14 protein-coding genes are annotated in these 20,271 nt (G+C 25.2%); all 14 read right to left on the reverse strand.

Annotated features, from left to right (window positions below):
• Positions 1–296: 296 nt before the first annotated feature.
• Positions 297–1,640: a class II D-tagatose-bisphosphate aldolase, non-catalytic subunit gene (locus tag HMPREF1092_RS08270; RefSeq protein WP_002598206.1), complete on the reverse strand. Its 1,344-nt coding sequence runs from the start codon at positions 1,638–1,640 to the stop codon at positions 297–299.
• Between the two features lie 214 nt (positions 1,641–1,854).
• A complete protein-coding gene (locus tag HMPREF1092_RS08275; protein WP_002598207.1) occupies positions 1,855–3,036 on the reverse strand; it encodes a MalY/PatB family protein in 1,182 nt (393 codons plus the stop codon).
• A gap of 1 nt (position 3,037) precedes the next feature.
• A complete protein-coding gene (locus tag HMPREF1092_RS08280) occupies positions 3,038–4,108 on the reverse strand; it encodes an aminopeptidase P family protein (protein WP_002598208.1) in 1,071 nt (356 codons plus the stop codon).
• Positions 4,109–4,194: 86 nt separating this feature from the next.
• Positions 4,195–5,517 carry a PTS sugar transporter subunit IIC gene (locus HMPREF1092_RS08285; protein WP_002598209.1) on the reverse strand — a complete coding sequence of 441 codons (1,323 nt, stop codon included), beginning with the start codon at positions 5,515–5,517 and terminating at the stop codon, positions 4,195–4,197.
• Positions 5,518–5,546: 29 nt separating this feature from the next.
• Positions 5,547–5,882, reverse strand: coding sequence for a PTS sugar transporter subunit IIB (locus HMPREF1092_RS08290; protein ID WP_002598210.1), 336 nt, complete (start codon positions 5,880–5,882; stop codon positions 5,547–5,549).
• Positions 5,882–6,205, reverse strand: coding sequence for a PTS sugar transporter subunit IIA (locus HMPREF1092_RS08295; RefSeq protein ID WP_002598211.1), 324 nt, complete (start codon positions 6,203–6,205; stop codon positions 5,882–5,884). The genes HMPREF1092_RS08290 and HMPREF1092_RS08295 overlap by 1 nt, the downstream gene beginning before the upstream one ends.
• 3 nt (positions 6,206–6,208) lie before the next feature.
• Positions 6,209–7,261 (reverse strand): aminopeptidase, encoded by a 1,053-nt coding sequence (gene ypdE, locus HMPREF1092_RS08300; RefSeq protein ID WP_002598212.1) that lies wholly within the window; start codon positions 7,259–7,261, stop codon positions 6,209–6,211.
• Between the two features lie 12 nt (positions 7,262–7,273).
• Complete coding sequence (locus HMPREF1092_RS08305) at positions 7,274–9,160, reverse strand: BglG family transcription antiterminator (protein ID WP_002598213.1); 1,887 nt, start codon at positions 9,158–9,160, stop codon at positions 7,274–7,276.
• A gap of 197 nt (positions 9,161–9,357) precedes the next feature.
• Positions 9,358–11,151: a WG repeat-containing protein gene (locus HMPREF1092_RS08310; protein ID WP_002598214.1), complete on the reverse strand. Its 1,794-nt coding sequence runs from the start codon at positions 11,149–11,151 to the stop codon at positions 9,358–9,360.
• Between the two features lie 84 nt (positions 11,152–11,235).
• On the reverse strand, positions 11,236–11,628 hold the full coding sequence (locus HMPREF1092_RS08315; RefSeq protein WP_002598215.1) for a DUF3887 domain-containing protein: 393 nt from the start codon (positions 11,626–11,628) through the stop codon (positions 11,236–11,238).
• A 15-nt stretch (positions 11,629–11,643) separates the two neighbouring features.
• Complete coding sequence (locus HMPREF1092_RS08320; protein WP_002598216.1) at positions 11,644–12,942, reverse strand: sensor histidine kinase; 1,299 nt, start codon at positions 12,940–12,942, stop codon at positions 11,644–11,646.
• Between the two features lie 15 nt (positions 12,943–12,957).
• The gene (locus HMPREF1092_RS08325; protein WP_002598217.1) at positions 12,958–13,662 is read right to left on the reverse strand and encodes a LytR/AlgR family response regulator transcription factor; all 705 of its coding nucleotides are present in this window, start codon (positions 13,660–13,662) and stop codon (positions 12,958–12,960) included.
• Positions 13,663–13,737: 75 nt separating this feature from the next.
• Complete coding sequence (locus HMPREF1092_RS08330; protein WP_002598218.1) at positions 13,738–14,223, reverse strand: DUF1648 domain-containing protein; 486 nt, start codon at positions 14,221–14,223, stop codon at positions 13,738–13,740.
• 218 nt (positions 14,224–14,441) lie between these two features.
• Entirely contained in the window at positions 14,442–20,261 is a 5,820-nt protein-coding gene (locus HMPREF1092_RS08335; RefSeq protein ID WP_002598219.1) for a discoidin domain-containing protein, read from the reverse strand.
• Positions 20,262–20,271 lie beyond the last annotated feature (10 nt).

Here is a 20,271-nt window from a genome sequence, read left to right on the forward strand (position 1 = left end):
TTAAATATTTACTCACCTTTTATTAATTATTAATTAAATTTATTCATATTTTATATACTATTTTATTTTATCTAAATTATTGACTTTAATTAAATTTTTTAACCTAAATTATAGTGTTTTTTTATTTAAAATATGTATATATATCACTAAAGTTTCTCTTATTATATTTAGTCAAAGTTTTTATAAAAATAAAAAGCTGTAGTAAAATCCTACAGCTTAAAAATATTATATTTTATCTTTTAAAACTTTTCTCTTCTTATTTTCTATTAAAAATAAGAACTTAAATCAGTTTTTTATTATTTATCTTCTACAGCGAATATATAATCATCTACATATTCACCTATAAAATCTTTTAATAAGTTTAATGCTTTTGGTTTTAACTCTCCATCTCTAACTTTTTTATATTGATTATGCATATATTGACTTATAAGAGCTATTGGAATTTCTTCTTTATCTAAATTATTAATCATCTTATTAAAAGAATATTCTACTTCTTCATTTGGCATATAGTATCTACATCTATCTGAAAGACTATACATTCTTGAAAATCTAATATTTTCAGAAGTTCCTGAATAATGCTTAATCCAATTTTCAGGATGTTTAACCATATTATAATCTAAAGTTTGAATAAACCTTGATTCTTCTATATCTGGTCTAAATCTAAACATTTCTTCTTCTATCTTATTTAATGCAAAAGCTGCCTCTCTAAATCCAAAAGTTAAGGCTGGTCCAACTTTTAAAATATTAAAACCATCTACTACCATTTCTCTTAATGATTTTGGAGATTGATAATCTGTTGAATGAGCTTCAAATACTAAATTATCATATTCCTTTAATGCCTTTGATAAATCTTTTGCTTTTTCTCTTTCATATTTCCAAACAGTATCACTTGAAAACTCAACTCCAGGTTGTACAACAACTCCTACAACATAATTAAAAGCTTCTTCTATTCCATGTTCTTTAAACTTCTTCTTAAAAACTTCTACTGTATTTTTGAAATCTTCTACTCTTGTAACCTTTATTCCATTTTCTATCTCTTCTTCAGCCTCTTCTGCCTGTACTCCTCCTGGAACTGGAACCTCACTTCCTACAACATAAATTGGATGTATTACATCTTCATTTATTTTTAAAAGCTCTTTATAGGACAGTTCTGCCACATTACAAAGAATTGCTGCTCTTTCAGCTATTAAATCATCTCCAAATACACCTTTATCTAAATCATCATATATAGGCATACTTGTATCTATATGAATTTTAGTAAATCCAGCTAATACATAATCTCTTATTAAAACTTTAGCTTTCTCCATTGCTTCTTCTTGAGTGAGTTTAGTCCATGTTAATGGCCCTAAATGGTCTCCACCTAATATTATTCTATCTTTAGGAAAATTCACTTTATCTGCAATTTTATAAACATAATTTACAAAATCTTTTGGTTTCATTCCAGTATATCCACCATCTTGATTTACTTGATTTGCAGTAGATTCAATTAATAAATCTAAATCTTTATCTATAACTCTTTCCATAGCTCCTTCTATAACATATTCATTTGAAGTACAAACTGAAAAAATTCCTACATTTTCTCCTGTTTTGTATCTATTAACTAAATTTTTTATTGGATGCTCTTTAACTTTCAATAACATAAACTAAATCACTCCTCATATAAATTCTCAAATTTTTAAAACATTAATATAACCTATTATTTTATTTGTATAGAAATGCTTATTACCTAAGCTATTTGATATGCTTAGCAATATCTCTAATAAACATACCAACTTATTTTTATTTCTTTATAATTAATTTAATTATTTATGCCATTAAATTTTTTATTTAAATTTATATATAATCTTTTTTATATTAATTTTTATTAATAACTTTCTCTAATCTAATTAAAGCTTCTAAAAGAATTTTCTTAGGTGTTCCTATATTTAATCTAACCCATCCTAACCCATCTTGAACAAAATAACTTCCAACTACCATTGAAACATTTGCCTTATCAAAAAACTCTTTTAATTCTTTTTCATCTTTAAATACTTCCTCAATGTTTATCCAAGCTAAAAAGCTAGAATCAGATTTCATAACTTTTGCTTTTGGCATATGTTTTTCAAACCATTTATATAAAATTTCAAAGTTTTCTTCTATATATTTAGTTGCTTCATCTAGCCATTCTTCACTTTCATTATAAGCTGCAATAATTGCTGGAACTGCAAAAACATGTGGGCTTGTTACATAAACCTTTTTAAGATAATTAAGCATCTTTTCTCTTATCTCTTCGTTTCTTATAACTAAATATGAAGATTTAAGTCCCCCTAAATTAAATCCTTTATTTGGTGAAATACACATTATACTATTTTTCCATATATCATCATTAGCATTCCAAAGTGTTGTAAAATCTTCTCTTTTAAATACTATATCCCTATGAATTTCATCACAAACTAAAAGTACATTATGCTTAATGCAAATTTTACTTAACTTATCTAATTCTTCTTTTGTCCAAACTCTTCCACTAGGATTTTGTGGGCTACAGAAAATAAATAATTTAACTTTATTTTCTATTATTTGTTTTTCCATCTCTTCAAAGTCTAAATAATATCTCATATCCTTAATCTTTAATGTATTACAAATAAGCTTTGCATCTCCCATTTTTACAGCTTCTGCAAAAGGATCATAAGCTGGAGTATTTATCATTACAGCCTCTCCTTTTTCACAAAAGCATTGAACTATATGATGTAATGCACTACAAGTTCCGAAAACTAATTTAATCCAATCCTTTTCTATATGAGCATTAAATCTTCTCTTATTCCAATTTATAACTGCATCATAATACTCATCATAAGTGTAAGTATATCCATACTCTCCTAAGCTAGCTCTATCTACTATTGCTTTTGTTATATAAGGTGAACAAGGAAAATCTAATTCTGCAATATCCATAGGTATTGCATCTTCTGCTAATCCAAACTTTTCTTCTAAAATTTTATTATCCCATTTACGGCATTTACTAAGCTTTCTATTTATAACTTTATCAAAATCATATTTCATTTTATTTTGCCTCCAAAATAATTAATTTTTTAGTTGTTTTATTTAAAGGAACCCCTACTCCATTTATTATTGCTACATCATCTTCAATTCTTACTCCACCTAAAGAAGGAATATATATTCCTGGCTCACAACTCATTATCATTCCTTCTTCTAAGATTGTTTCACTTCTCTTATTAAGAATAGGGAACTCTCCACCACCTATTCCTATTCCATGTCCTAATCCATGAGTAAAATATTCTCCATAACCATAATCCTCAATTATTTTTCTAACATAATTATCTACTTCTTTTCCTTTTAAGCCTTTTTTTATAAATTGAACTCCTTTTTCTTGAGCTTCTAAAACTATGTTGTATATTTTTCTAAGCTCTTCACTTGGCTCTCCAATACAAATAGTTCTAGTCATATCAGATTGATATCCTTTATAAACAACTCCAAAATCAATAGTTATAAACTCTCCCTTTTTAAATTCTTTTTCAGTTGGTCTTCCATGAGGCATTGCTCCTCTAAAACCACTTGCAACTATTGTGTCAAAAGCCATACTTGAAGCTCCATTTTTTAATGATAAATATTGAATAAGAGCTGATAATTCTATTTCTTTCATTCCAACTTTTATTTCTTTTAAACATTCTTCAAATACTTTATCTGTTATTTCACATGCTTTTTTTACTAAATCTATTTCTTTTTCATCTTTGCATCTTCTTTCAAATTCAAGCTCATCCTCTAATAAATCTATATTAAATCCTTCTTTTTTTAGCTTTAAATATTCTTTTGCTAATGTATTAGAAGATTCTATACAAAGTTCTTTTTTATCTCCTAATATCTCTTTTACTACCTCTATATAATTTTTATCTTGACTATGAGTTACTATATTAAACCCTTTTGTATTTTCTTTTGCTTCATTTGTATATCTTCCATCCATTATTTGATATATATCATCTTTAGCTATAAGAACTTTAACTCCACTTCCAGTTAATGCTCCTATATATTTTTTATTTTCTTTTCCTTTTATTAAAATTCCATCTTTATTTTTTTCTAATAAAATTTTTCTAAATTTCTCTCTTCTCTCTTTCATATTTAACCTCTCATTTATAAAGAAAGAGCAATATAAAACTTAGTTGTTAAATATTGCTCTTATTAAAACTTTTTTATTTTAAATATTTAGAAATCTAAATCCTCTAGTAAAGCTTCATCTTCACTTGTGAATATATCAGCTTTCTTAGAAGCTAATCTTTCTAACTCTTCTTTTTCTTCTTGCTTTTCCATTATTTTAAAGAATGGCCAGTATAGAGCAACTGCTAAAACTAATTGTAATCCATTAGCTATAAGTATTCTCCAATCTCCATTTGTTAAAAATGCTTCTAAGAATACTCCAACATAAGGAGGATCAAAGAAAGGCTTATCTAAAAGTCCCCAATGCATCATAAACATTGGTAAAGTTCCTATTATAGCTCCTCCAAATACAAATGGTATAAACATTATTGGATTTAATATGATAGGTGCTCCAAATAATATTGGTTCATTTATTCCAAAAAGAGATGGGAATAAAGATATTTTACCTATCTTTTTGTATCTACTAGATTTTGAAAGTAAACATGCTACAACACATCCAATTGTTATTCCACATCCAGTAAATCCAAAGAATGCACTTGAAGTTCCTGCTGTATAGAAGTGAGGCAATTCTTGTCCTGCTTGCATCGCTTGAATGTTTTCTGCAATAAAAGTAGCCATTATTGGTCTTGTAATAGGTCCAAATACTGATGAATGAATTCCAAAGAAGAATATTACACAAATACAGAAGTTTAAAGCTAATACTGACCATGGATTATCCATTGAACCTACTAATGGCTCAAGGAAAGTTGTTAATATTTGTGGTGGTAATGTATCAAATATTTGTAATGATAACCATCTAATAATTATAAATGTTCCTGCAACTATTATTGTTGTTGGAATTAATTCAAATGATTTTGATACGAAATCTGGTACCCCTTCTGGCATACGAATTGTAAGATTCTTTTCTTTACAGAATCTATATAATTCAACTGTTATAAGCCCAACCAACATTGCACAGAATAACCCTTTTGAACCAAAATTCTTTAATGAAAGATTTCCATCAACCATTTCTGTTGCTACAAATAAAAATCCAAAAGTAGCTAAACTAATACAACCTGGTATATAAAGCTTATAATGATTACCCAAATTATAGGATATACACATAACAACATATATACTCATAAATCCTATAGATAACGTAACTGGTAAATCAAGTAATTCTGCATTATCTAAAATAAATTTACTAACAACATTATTTTCACCAATCATATTTGGAAGTGCTGGTATTATAGCAAAGAAACTTCCAAGTATAGTAAAGGGTGTCATAGCTACCATTGCGGCTTTTATTGAGCTTAAATGCTTTTGCTTGTCTACTTTATGAGCAAGCGGCATCATATACTTATTCATTAACGCTTCAAATTTTGCAAACATATTTCCCCTCTCCTCTCAATAACTCCTTCTTATTTTTTCTCTAATTGATGCTTTCTATAGGTAAGGATAGCTAACTTTAATACTGTTGCTCCATCCATTTGACCATATACATCTTTATCAATTACTGAATATGGTATATCTCTTGGTTTACAAATATTTTCTATAAAATCTACTTTGTGTGAAACTTGTGGTCCTATCATTACAACATCCCAATTATCTATTTCACTTTCTAAAGTATCTGCTGGAATTGCTGTAAATTTAAAATCCTCTTCTTTTAACTTAGCACTTTCCTTTACTACCTTTTTCATATTTTGCATTAACATATTTGTTGAAAATCCACCTGCACAACATAATAAAATTCTCATTATTTATTTCCTCCTTGTACTTCAAATACTTCTATTAATGTTTCAATTAAATCTCTTGCTAATTGACTTGACATATAATGATCTTGAGCATGAACCATAAGTAATGAAACTGTTTGACTTTCTTTCTCTGGATCTAATTCATCTGTTATTAATTTTGTTTGAATTTTATGAGCATCTAAATCTAATTGTCTTGATTCTTCTAATAATTTTTTTGCCCCTTTAAAATCCATAGTTTTTACTTTTTTTAATGCTTCAAAAGCCTTTCCTTTACTATCTCCTGCTATAGAGATAAGATTCATAATATCTAATTCTACTTGACTCATTTTTTATACCCCTTCCAAAAACCCAATACTTTGTTTATATTTTTCAATGTCAAAATTTTTAATTATTTCAACATATATATCAATCATATCTTGAATATCCTTATTATTTCCTATTGAATAACCGCAATGACCATATCTAACAGGTAAACAAGTTACAACTGTTGGTTTACCTTCAAATACTTTGTGAGCTTCGCCTCCATCTGTTCCTCCTGTAGAAAACATATCTAATTGAATAGGCTTATTTAACTTTTTAGCTGAATCTTTAACTAATTCAATTAAATTTCTATTTGGAACTAAAGTTCTATCAAAATGAGTTAACATCATCCCTTTTGAAATTTGTCTTTTATTTCTATGATCTCTTACAAATTCATTTGAGAAACATGCAACATCTATAACAAAAACTACATCTGGATTTATTTTATAAGCAGCTGTTTTGGCTCCTCTTATACCAACTTCTTCACTACTTGTACAAGCTCCATAAACTATATTGGGATGTTTTTCATTTTTTAATCTCTTTAGTACTTCTCCAATTACAAAGCAACCAAGTCTATCATCAAATGCCTTACCTACTATAGTATCTTTTACTTCAAACTCTTCAAATTCTGTTGTAAAAGTAACCATGTCCCCAATTTCTATTCCAAGTCTATTTACTTCCTCTTCTGTTTCTGCTCCTATATCTACATAAGAATTTATTCCCTTATCATTTTCATAAGTAGCATTTAGTATTCCACTTATTTTTTTTCCTTCTTTTGTTGTTATTCTTACTTTTTGCATGAATTTTGATAGTTGTTTAACTCCACCAACTTCCATAAGCATTATTTGTCCTTGCTTTGTTATGCTTCTGACCATAAAGCCAACTTCATCCATATGAGCACAAATCATTATTTTAGGTCCATCAGCTTGTCCAGTCTTCTTAAAAATTATGCTTCCTAAATTATCAGTTAAAACTTCATCAGAAAAGTCTTTTAACTCTCTATGCATAATATTTCTTACTTCGCCTTCATTAGATGCAATTGCATCTGCATTGCTTAAGTTTTTAAGAAATTCTTTGTTCATCTCTTTCTCCTATCATATTTTAAATGCTTTTATAAACTCTTCACTACTTTGACATTTGCTAATTTCATTTCTTTCTTCTTCATCGTTAATTAATCTAAATAATTTATTAGCTATTACTCTGTGTAAATTCAAACTTCCCTTTTTCATTCCTATAAGAATTACTATAGTTATCTTTTTATCTCCCCATTCAATTGGATTATCAAAAACAGTTACACTTAACACATTTTTTTTAGCATTCATTTCAATTCCATGTGGAGCAGCTATATTATTTTTATAAGCTGTACTAAGCTTTTCTTCTCTTAACAATACAAGCTCTTCAAAATCTTCTAGAACAATATCCTTTTTAATAAGCATTTTTGCTTCTTCTCTTAAAAAGTTTTTATAATTAATGTCTTTTCCACCTTTTCTTCTTTTAAAAAGAACATCATCTAATTTTTCTTCTATTTCTCCTTTTTGAACACTTATATCTTTTTCAATCTTACCAACTAAATCCTCTAATTCATTTTCATCAAATAAATTATTTATTTTAAAGATAGGATATTTTAAATCTAAATTTAAATCTAAATTTGTTATTAGAAAATCATATTTATTTTCTATTATTCCTTCTAAATTAAAAGGAGTATAATTATCAATAACTGTATTTCCAAAAACCTCCTCTAGTCTTATTTTTAAGAAATATTCTATCCCTCCGTCACTAGGACATACTATTGCAATTTTCTTTATATTTTTAAGTGCTTTTAGCCTTGCTTTTTCAAAATGAGTTGCAAAATGTATTGCTATAAAAGCTATTTCATCTTTTAAGAGATTCATATTCCATCTCTTACAAAATTCATCTGTAAAATTAACTACTATAGACACTATTGCTGAATACCTTGTATTAACCTCATCAAAATAAGGATTTTTTAATTGTGTATTAGTCCTAGCTCTATCAATTAATGCACATAAATGAATTAATAAATTATTTTGAAGTTCAATATCATTTGAAAAATTAGTATAACTAACTTTATCAATATTTTCTAAAATCTCTTCTATGTCTCGTTTTGCCTTCATTTTTATTTCATCATTTTGTGAAACAACTTTAGATTTATAATATATTTGTGAAGCTAAATAACTTACTTCTGATTTTGGAACTTCTATATTAAAATCAGATCCTATGCTATTACAAATTTTTAAAGCTATTTCTTCAAATCTATAATCTAAACATTTTTCATATTCATTTAATTCTATAAAATTTTTATTGTTAAATCTTAATGTTAAAATTTTTAAATGGCAAAAAATATTTTCAATTGCTAAATTACTAATTTTAATTTTGTTTTTAACAATTTCTTCTATGAAAATCTTTTTTATTTTGCCAAAGGTTTGTAAGTTTCTTTCATTTTCAATTAACAAATCTCTATTGTTACTATATAAATAAGTAGATAAAGATTTTCTTATTGTTATTTCATCATTTATAATCTTTAACCCAAAATTAGATTTTCTTTTTAAATCTAATCCTAAGAATTTTAATTTTTTCTCTACTGCTTCTAAATCTTTTATTATCGTACTTCTACTGTATCCTATTACTTCTGATATATAATCAATAGTTATATAATCATTTCTTATCAATAGTATTTCTAATATTTTATTTGTTCTTTCTTCTAATCCAAAATTAATATCTGACTCAAAAAAACTATTAATTTTTTTAATATATTTATTAAATTTCTCATCGTTATTAATTTTTAGATTATACCCTTTTCCCCTAATGTTGATTACCTTAAATCCATTAATTTCTCCTGATTTATTTAGTAAGCTTATTTCTGTTCTAACAGTTCTATCAGAAACATTTAGCATTGAAGCCATACTTTTTACGGAAACGTTTTCTTTAGACTTAAGCATATCTAATATTAGTTTTTCTCTCACCCTTACTCACCTTCTATTATGGATTTTGATAACTTGTTTTTTCTATTACCAAATCCTTGTCTTTATTATAGCTTTCTTAATTATATAAGAACAGTTTATCTTTTTCCACTTAATTTGGAAAAAAAGTAATGAATTGTATTAAAGGCTGCCTAATATAATAGACAGCCTTCTTATTTTATTTATCATATTTAATTATATTAATTAAAAGATTTATAAAAACTTCCTTTTTTATTTATTATATTATCTATTTTAGAAAATGGTATTTTAAAAGTTATAAATCCAGCTGAATATGGACCTATTTCATATGGTGAAAAATAAATGTATAAATTTTCTTTATCTATATAAAAGCCTTGATCAAATCTTACTGTTTTAAACGTATCTTTAAAAACATCTGAATACTTTTCATCATCATTTATCATTTTATTAATTATTTTATTTATATCTGAAATCCAATATATACTTGGAATAAAAAGATCTGATAAATTATAGAATTCTCCTGTAATTAAATTTATACTTGGAGTTTTTAAAAGAGGCATTCCATGAGCTGCTCCTAAAGGATAATAATATCCTGTAAGATTTAAAACAAGTAAATCTTTATTAAAATATTTTATAGAAAAATCTCCAAAATAATCATAATTTAATACATCTTCTTTATTTATAGTTAACTCCTTTGTTTGTTTTTCATCACTAATCGGAATAAATAGAGACATCTCTTTTAATTTTTTATTTATGTTATTTTGTACTTCTTTATTTTTTACTCCTTTTATTACTGGGACATAAATTAAGTAATTAATATTTTGCTTATATTTAAATTTAAGAACACTATATTGTTTATCAAGTTCTATTAAATCATTTGGTTTATAAACAATTTTTTTATTTTTATCTAAATAATATGGAGAATAATCTATATCACCATAAATAAGATTATCTTTTATAATTAATTGTCCACTTCCACTAACTACAGGAAATCTTATATCCTTTTCACCTAAAGAATTTATAAAAAAAGTATTTTCTTCATCTGATGCATATGCTAATCCATCTTTGTAATTTCCTACATCTAAATATAAAAAATCAGTTAATTTATTTCCTTTTGTATCTCCAATAGCATAAATACTTCTTTTTATATCTGGATCTTTTCCTATTCCCATGCCTAATGCTACTCTTTCTTCTCCTAACTGTCTTATATCACTAAAAATAGGTTTATAAACATATTTTCCTCTCTTATTTATTGCACCAAATGGTCCATTAAACTCTCCTTCCTCACTAACTACAGCTATTCCATCTACAAAACCATTTGCATTTTTATAAATAGGTTTTATTACTTCATTTCCATCTTTATCAATAAATCCATATAATCCATCTTTATTTTTAAATACCATTAATCCTTCTCCATAACCATAAATATAATCATATTTATAATTATTAATAATATTTCCCTCTTTATCTATTAAGCTGTATTCATCTTCATTAAACTTAACAATAGCTACTCCTTCATTAAAATCATTAGCTAAAATAAGTTCTATCTTTACTCTTTCATTTCCATCAGCATCTATATAGCCATATTTAGAATCACCATTTTTTGTTGGTAACCCAACAACTGCTCTACCTTCATTAAAATTCCCAACAAAATTATAATTTCTTTTAGTTATTATATCTCCTTTTTCATCTATAGCTCCCATAATCTCTCCTTTATTAAAAGAGGCAGTCTTTTCTATAAAATCACTTATATAATCATATATAGGCATAATCTTATATTCACCTTTAGTATTTATAATACCCCATTTATTATTTTCTTCAATTACTGCAAATCCCCAATTATTAAAATCATATGCAGTAGTAAACTTAGGCTCTATAACCACCTTTCCTGTTTCATCTATATATCCATAAAGGTTTCCTTCTTTAGTATTTTTAAGTGCTGGATAAAGTTTTGGTGTTTTATCTATTGTCATATTTCTTAAATATCTTTTAAATTTATTTTTAATAGCTCTCATATTTTTCTCCATTAAAATATTAACACTAATTAATATATGCAGAAAAAAGTCCTAAGCTACATCAAAGTGTATCCTAGGATTTCTTTACATCATTCTAAATTCTTCTAACTTTAAATCTTCCCCAAAAGTAGTTATATAATTTACTTCCTTATTTTTATGTTTTATTTTATTTATTACAATTGCATATCCATTTTTTTCTTGAAAATTTATTTCTTTAAACTCTTCAAACTCACCATAATTTTCAATAATAAGCTCATGACCTTTTTTTAAATCTTCTATAGAGGCTTCTTTTTTAAGAAAATCACTTCCTTTTTCAAATGCAACTTCATACTCTTTTTTATTTATAAGAGTTACTATTTCTTTAGAAAGTTTTTCTAATTCATCTTTATCATATTTTTCACTTAAATTTTCTGCACCACATCCTAATAAAATCGATAAAAATAAAATAACTAAAATCCCCTTTAAAATTCGCTTCATTTTTAAATTCCTCTTTTAAATAACTATATTCACTTTAAAATGATTTTCTGTAAAATTAATTTTCAATGTTCCATCATATTTTTCAATTGCCATTTTTACATTTTGAAGCCCTAAACCAGTATGGTTTTTCTTAATAGTTTTAAATCCTTCTTTATCTTTTACTGGTTTACTTTTCAATTCATTTGTCACATTTATAACTGTAAAATCATTAAATCTTTCTACCTTTAAATAAATTATTTTATCTTTTTCAAATTCCTTTACTTCATCTATTGAATTATCTAAAAGATTTAAAAATATTGTAGTTAAATCTATATCTCTAATTTTTTCTAAATTTATATCTCCAATTTTACAATCTATTTCTATCCCAAACTTTTTTCCTTTTTCAACTTTATCGTTTATTATAATATTTAAAACCTTATTTTCTGTATAATATCTTTGTTCTAAAGATCTAAACATCTCATTTAAATCTTCTTTATATATCTTTGCATTATTATTCCAATCTTCTTTATATAACCTTTCAATAGTATTAATATGATTTTTTATATCATGAATTATTTTTCTTGAATTTTTATATTTTTCTTCTAAAGAATTATAATAATTATAATTAATAGTTGCTTGTTGCTCATAAAGAGACAGTTTATTTTTCATTTCATTATTTCTTGAAATTGATTGAAAAATATTGGTTATGAATATATTAAGAAAAACTATAGAAATAATATTAACCATTATAAATAATGTATCTTTTAAAGACACAAATAGATTTGTATACATAAGCAAAGTCATTATATACATAATACTAAAAATAGGTAAAATCAAAAAATTGAAAAATTGTATTTTGTTTAAGTTTTCTATATTTTTGTTTTTAAAATAACTTGTAAATAACCTTGAAGCACTTAATGTAGCTAATTGATTTATTATTCCATTAGCTAATATAGCGATATCTAAACTATAAAAATTTATTATTTTATTTGAGAAAAATAAATTAAATATCCATCCAATTACTACTTGAAAAACTAAAACAAATATTATAAAAATTCCATAATATAAAATATAAATTTTATTATCATTATAAAGAAAATGCCCTATAAGAATTGCCCCTATAAGAGTTATAAAAATATTTAAAAAATCATTTCTAAAAATACTATAACTTATTAATAATATTCCAGTGTAAGCTATATAGCTTATTATATAAAAATACTTTTTTCTATAAATCTTTCTTTCAAACTTACTCATAAAATCAAATACTATAAATGTTGAAAAAAGAGAAATTGAATAGCTTACTACTAAAAACATTATATCTCCAAAGCTTAACATATTAATTTCCACCCTTTAATTAAATATATGCTCTTCTAAAAATTTATTAAATTCATTTCTAAATTCAGATGATTTCTTTTGAGATAAAGGAACAATACTATCATTAGTCATAAAAATATCATATCCTTTTATACATTTCACATGAAATAAATTTACAGTAAAACTTTTATGAGGCATAACAAAACCATATTTTTTCATATCTTCAGCTATTTTTGTTATTTTAGCTTTTAATATATATTTTTTATCTGATGTTTCTAACATAACTTTTCTATTTATGTATTCAAAATAAAATATATCTTCTGGAAATAATCTAACTACTCCTTCTAAAGTTAAAAATTCTAATTTTTCTTTCTTTTTTTCTTTTGAATATCTTAATACTTCTTTTATTTGTTTATGGATTTCTTCTTTATTTACTGGTTTATTTAAATACCCAAAAGCATGTACACTAAATGCTAAGTTTAAATAATCAGTATAACTAGTAACATAAATTATCTTTACTTCTTTATCAAATTCTCTTATTTTTTTAGCTGTTTCAATTCCATTTATTCCTGTCATATCAATATCCAAAAATATAACATCAACTTTTTTAAAAGAATTTAAAAGCTCTTCCCCACTTTCATAAGTAAAAATCTCATACTTAATCCCTTCATAAAATTCTATACATTGTTTTATTTCTTCTATAACCTTTTTATCATCATCACAAATACTAACCTTTATCATACAAAACTCCAATAATCTCTTTAATCCTTTTTTAAAGAATATTGTATAATACCTTTCATGTTTTGACAATATTTTCTATCTCAACCCTTTTGCTTTACTTTCATATACAATACTTGAAATTAATATTATAAATAATATAAAAATATAGCTTGTTCCTATAGTTTCTACTCCATTTATTGCTGCTTTTGTAATTTCATATTGAAAATATGAAAAAATAACTATTATTTCTAATCCTAAAATTCTCATAAATTTTGAAAATAAATGATATTGTTTTTCTTTATTATTTTCATTTATTTTTGAATCACTTAAAAATTTATTTGGATATATAGCTGCAACATTACAAAAAATACTCATTATTATCCCAATTCCTATATATATAAGTATTGACTCACTTCCCTTCATATATCCATCTATAACTCCATCAAACCCAAAATGACTTGGAACTATCTCAGGTAAGTTTTTTAAATTTAATATTGTATAAGTTAATATTGCCACACTTATTATAATTGAGCTTATTTGCAAAACCTTATTTAATCTTTTTTCCTCTTTCTTTATTTTCATTTCAATCTCTCCTTAAATTCTCTAATTATTTAATATTTTTATTTTGTTCCCTAGGTTGATTTTATTATATATCCCTATTTTTCCCTCTTCAATATTATCTACCTAAGGTATAGTTTTTTGTACATAAAAGACAATTAATAAATATTTTTTATATAAAAAATAAGAAATACATCCTAAAATTTAAGATGTATTTCTCATATGATTTATATATTTAAGTGTTAAAATAGGCTACTAAAAAAATTTTTAATTTTATTTATTTTAGAAATTATCCAATTTAAGAAACCACTTTGTGTACTATTACTTGAAGTATTATTATTTTCTACTTTATTAGATTTATTCCATTCCTTTTGGTTACCTTCAGTTTGCTTTATTTCTTTTTTCGTATTATCAGCTGATTTCACTTCTGGTTTTATATCCTTTGGTGTATTATCAGTTATTTTTGATTCTATTTTAGTTCCATTTTGTATATTTTCAGTTGCTTTTGATGCTGTTTTAGTTCCATTTTGCGTACTTTCAGTTGCTTTTGAATCTTTTGATGTATTTTCTATTGTTTTAGCCTCTGATTTAGATACTGCTTTATTTTTTTCTATATTATTGTCTGTATTAGCTTTAGTAGAATCTCCTTTAGGGCTTTGTGTATTTATAACTTCATTTTTAGGTTCTACTTTAGGATTAACTTCAGTTCCTACCATATTTATTTCTGCTATTGTTGCTAATCCTCTTACCCCTTTAACAATTTCTAATTTAACATATCTACATTTTACATTATCTAAATTTATAGTTTGAACACTTCTATCTCCATTTTTATAATCAAAAGTTCCACTTGAAGCTTCTGTAAAGTTTTTACCATCTAAACTTGTATAAAGTTTATATTCTTGAATATTTCCATTTGTATTTCCTGTTTGTCTTGGAAGATATAAAATTTGTTGTAAGCTATATTCTTTATCTAATTTTATTTCTACATAAGGATGTTTATCAGAACCATTCCAAATATTTTGCCAAGTAGTATCTGGATTTCCATCTAATATATTATTTATTGAATATGTTGTATCATTTTGTTCTGTTGAATATCCTGCTATAGACATATTTTTTTGTGAAATAACATTTTTTATTAAACCAAAGTTTTCTAAATTATTTAATAAATTTTTTGCTGTTTCTTTTTGGTCAGGGCTTTCATTTATAGAAAGAGCATTTTTTATATTGTCTATAAAATCATTATATTGATTTTGACTACCATAATTTAATATTTCATTTTTTATTTGTAAAAGTAAATCTGTCATTGGCATTGGATAATATTTTAAAGCATTAATTATTCCATTGCTAACATTTATATAATCTTCTACATTTGTATTTTTTTCTGATTTTAATAAATTTATTTTATCTAACCATGCACGAACATTTAAAGGCTGAACTTCTATTGCCTTATTTATTAATATCATTTTGTTTTCATTTGAGCTTTGTGAATTTGCCATCCATAAATATTCATTTGATTTTCTTAAATTACTGTCATCTGCTTTTTCATATAATAAATCATAATTTACTACATTTCCACTAGTTGCTATTCCTTTTGACCAACCACTAATATCTGATCCAGTACTTTGTGACCATCCAAATATATTGTTTCCAATAGTCCAAACTTTATTATCATTATAATAAATAAATGCAGCATGTCCTGGTTGTCCAACTAATCTAGCTGGTAATCCAAATACTTGACATGCAATGCTTCCTAATTCTGAAGTTGAACCACAAACTCCACCATTGCGCCAAACATTTAGTATAGTTGGATTTTTCCCATAGAATCCACTTTGGAATACACTTTTTCCATCATAAGTTATATTGTAATGTATTGTATATGCAATATCATTTATATCTTTTATATTTATAAACGCATTATGATTTTGCATTATTATTGCTCTTGCAGTTGCTATTTGTGAATTAGGTAATCTAGTGTCAACAATATAAGTTAAGTGTGAAACATCTAATGTTTTAAAAATTGGTAACATTCCACCTTCTGAATTTAATTTTTCAAATATATTATATCTTTCTACTGGACTTCCAACTGAGCCACTACATGGCCAAGCCGGAATTGGTGTTGCATTTGATAAAGCTACTGCTATTGCAAGTTTTAAATTAAATCCACTTCTTGAATTTGTGTATGTGTTCCATATATTTGACCAAACTTGTAGAGCATCTAAATCTGTTCCTCTTTGCTGTCCTGGCTCTAGATTTGTTCCATCTGGACTTGGTCCATTTAAATATTCTGTTAAAGCTGTATTATTATTTAATAACCAATTTATAAAATCCTTATTACTTTCACTCTTATTAAAGAAATCTTGAAGGTTTTGAACACCTACTCTATCAATTAATTCTTTTTGAAGTAAAGAACTTTGAACTTTTCCAGTTATTAAATCATTTATATTATCTGAATTTATATTTTTTACATTTAAATTATTGTTTAATCCATTTACATAAGAACTTATTTCATTTGAATTAGTTAAATTTACTCCATTTGCTCTTGTATTTTCTTTTACTAAACTTAAATTATTTTCATTGTTAGCACTTACTACATAATCTCCATTACTTTCTGTATTTGAGCTAACTTTAATATTAAATTCTTGTCCGTTTATCTCTAATGAAATAGTATAGTTTTCTCCTTCTTTTATTCCATTTAAAAAGTCAGAGTTTATTATTCCTTGTAATTCATTTTGTCCATTTTCTTTTAAGCTTTGTGTTTCTTTTGAATAAACAACTTTTCCACTTGAGTCTTTTACTATAATTTTTTTATTTCCATCTAATATATCTTTTGATTGTCCTTTAGCTAAAACAGAGTTTACTACTAAATTTCCGTTATCCCAATAAACATTTGTAGTATTTGCTTGTTTTCCAAAATTAACTTTAACTAATCCATCTTTAGTTATTTGGAAGTATTCCCATTCTCCAGATATATTTCCTAAAGCCTGAGTTCCATTTAAAATTACTGGTTTAGAAATTTTATTATTATAGGAAATTCCAATTATATCTCCATAATTAAAGCTTTTACCACCTAAAGCTTCTTGCAAAATGCTTGTACTTCCATTATTTATTTCTGATGATAAAAGTTCTTCTCCATTAGAATTATATAATTTTATATTTAAATAATTTTCTTGTCCATTTCCAAAACTATTTGTATAATTGTTAACTTCTATTCTCATTGTATATGGATTAAATATTATATTAGATTGTATTTTTCCGTACCAACCATCATTGTTATAAAGATTTATAGAGCTTTTTTGTAAATTTATATCTTTTTCTAATTTTGGTTTAACTATTGTATTTATATATCCTTTTGCTGAAACAATTATTTTTGTATCTTGATTAAATCCGTTACTACATTCTATTTTTATATTAAAGTTTCCATTTGCATCTGCTTTTCCACTAAAAACTTTTTTATCCACTGTTACATTAACATCTTCATTAGGGCTAACCTTCCCTATAATACTTGTACTTGTTACTTTTTCTCCACCTAAAATATCTAATCCATTAACATTTATAAATTTATCTTGTATACTTTCTAACCCTTTGTTTGTAATAACAAAATCTTCCCTTTGTCCTGTTGTATTCCCTATTTGTTTATTATCATTAAAAACATTTGCTTTTATTAATCCTTCAGTATAAGAAATTTGAACTATATCTCCCATATTAAATGTTTTTCCATTTATACTATTTATAAATCCATCTAAATCATCAATTTTATTTGATGTGAAATTATAAATAACATCACCATTATTAGGATTAATTATTTTTATATCTAAATCATTTCCATAAAAAGTTCCTGTATATGTTTTATCAAGAGGTTCCTTTGTTGCTGAAATAGTTTTTTGTAATGGATCAAATGTAATATTACACATTGGTATATTTGTATCATTTACTACTTCAATTCTATTTTTTACAATGTTATAAATATTAGTATCATATTGAACCTTAACTGGCATTGCATTATCTTTATTTACATATACTCTTATAACTGAACCAACTGTAATATCACTTGTTGGTATTGTTGTAGTAAAATCACCATTTTCATTTGATTGAACTATTTGATTTTTATTATTAAACCAAATATTAACTTTAGTGTTTGGCGTAGTCTTACCACTTACTTGTGTATTGCTTTGTCCTGTATATAAAATAGGATTTACTTTTAAATCTTTATTTTGTATCTCTTCTAAACCTGATTTAGTTATTTGAAAATATTCTGTGTTTCCAACACAATTTGTTTTAAGAGCTCCATTTGCATTTTGCACACTTGGCTCTCCTATGGAAAGTCCAACTTCTTGATTAACTGAAATAGCGATTATATCTCCATAATCAAACCTTGTATTATTAATTTCTTTTACAAAATTATCAGTTTTTCCTTCTTGAACATTTATATCCTTTAAAGCTTGTCCATCTTTATTTCCAATTAATTTTATATTGAAATAATTTAATGTGCTTGTACCAAATATGCTATTTTCAGCATTTGCATTTATTTTCATATTTATAGGATTAAAAGTAAGCTTTACTGCATTTCTCTTATTTGCATTTTTAAAAATTATTGAGCTTTTTGATATTTGAAGTCCTGTACTTATTCCTGGTGTAATTTCAACTGGAATATGGTTTTCTTCTGAAACAATAATTTTTGTATTAATATTAAAGCCTTCTGAATCATTTATTTTTATATTATAGTTTCCATTAGCATCAGCTTGTCCAAAAAATTCTTTATTATTAACAGTTACTTTTAGCTTTGCATTAGGATTAGCTTTACCTGTAACATTTGTTTCTGTTATTTTATTTGAAGTTAAAATATTTAATGGATTTACAGTTATATCTCCATTTACTTTTTCTAATCCATCTTGTGTTATTTTAAAATATTCTTCATTTCCAGTTGAATTTCCTATATTATTATTGTTATTTAATACATCAACTCTTGTTTGTGATTTATCAAAACTAATTCCTATAACATCTCCATAATTAAAGCTTTGATTGTTTAACATAGCATCTAAAGTTTTTGTTGTATCATTTCCTTTTATAACTTCTGATTTTATTATTGATGAATTTTTTAAATTATAAAGAGAAATTTTCATACATTGTGTTTCTATATGACCTAAATATGGATTATATCCAGAAACACTCATCTCTTTAGTTAGAGGATTAAAGCTTACGATTCCTGATAATGTTCCCCACCAATTATAAATATTCAACTTACTATTAGCTAATTTATAATCATTAGTATTTATTGTAGACTTAATTGTTTCTTCCATAGCACCTTCTGGTTGAACACCTATATCAGAACCACATTTTATACTGCTAGGCAAATCATATGAGAATTCTCCATTACTATTTGAAGTTGTATTATAACTCTTTCCATCTGCTACAATATAAACTTTTTTATTTGCTTCTGTATTTCCTGTAACTACTGTTTTGTCTATTCCATATAGAGCTTTCAAATTTTTAGTTTCATTAGTTACTTTCTTTAATCCATCTTTATTTATTTGAACATATATTGTATCTTTTGATTTTTCTTGCCCATTTAAGCTCATAAATAAACCATTGGATTGTATTTTTAAATAATCTCCATATTTAAATGTTAAGCCTTTAATATAACTATTAAATTGGTTATTAGTATTTGCACCTTTAAATATTTTTGTGCTTTCTACTGTTCCATCATTATTATATAAAGTTACTGTATAAACATCTGCCCAAGTTGCACCACAAAAATATATTGGATTACTACTTGTTGTTGAAGTAAATTTCATTTCATTAGTGTCAAATCCTAAAGTTAAAACTTTATATATTCCTCCCCAATTTCCATAAAGAGTTATATTAGAATCATTTAATGAAATAGCCTTACTACCATTTTCTTTAGTATTGGTAGTTTTGCTAGCTTTTGCATTAACAGTTTTACTAGCTTCTACTTGAACTGGTTTGTTATTTAAAGTAGTTGCATAGCTACTTAGTGAAGGTGCTACTGAATAACTTGTTACTGCAGCTATACATATGACAGACATTATTTTTTTCTTATTCATTTTTTCATCT

The organism is Clostridium thermobutyricum, from assembly GCF_000371465.1.
Classification (GTDB): domain Bacteria; phylum Bacillota; class Clostridia; order Clostridiales; family Clostridiaceae; genus Clostridium; species Clostridium thermobutyricum.